The sequence below is a fragment of the Photobacterium aquimaris genome, from assembly GCF_002954455.1.
GTDB lineage: Bacteria > Pseudomonadota > Gammaproteobacteria > Enterobacterales > Vibrionaceae > Photobacterium > Photobacterium aquimaris.
This window is the reverse complement of sequence record NZ_MSCC01000001.1, coordinates 1,660,092-1,660,595: the sequence shown is the minus strand read 5'-3', so window position 1 is coordinate 1,660,595 and position 504 is coordinate 1,660,092. Positions and strand designations below refer to the sequence as shown.

Below are 504 nucleotides of genomic sequence, written 5' to 3'. Positions count from 1 at the left end.
GATGTAACGGTGACGATTAATCAAGACAAACCGTTAAACCACACTGACACTGGTGTCGATGGTTTGGTCGATAGCGTTAACGATAAAATCACCATTGATGTGCCAATTCAGGTACAAGACACCGATGGTGATTGGCTACAAAAGCCAGCCAATGTTGATATCACCATTGTTGATGGCGCAAACCCAGAGTTTGGCACCGACAGTGGCACCACCATTGATGAAACCACTCAAAATGGTCAAGTTATTACAGGTGACGTGCCATTGAATGTGGGCTCAGATGCGATCCATCAACTTGATTTCAATGCTGACCAGCCAAGCCTTCAAGGTTTAACCAGTAATGGTGCCGCGACCACCTTTACGGTTAACGGTAACGTATTAACCGTGGTGGATAGCGATAATAAGCCAGTGATGGTAGTAACAATTGCTAAAGATGGCTCATACACGGTTGAAGTGACAGGCCCAATTGATCAAGACGATACTGACATTGCCAACATAAACCTTGGT

The 504-nt window shown here is 45.0% G+C and carries 1 protein-coding gene; it reads left to right on the top strand.

Going from position 1 to position 504, the window contains the following annotated elements:
* Positions 1-504 (top strand): hypothetical protein (locus BTN98_RS20290; RefSeq protein WP_167390201.1); only part of this gene is annotated, 504 nt, incomplete at both ends.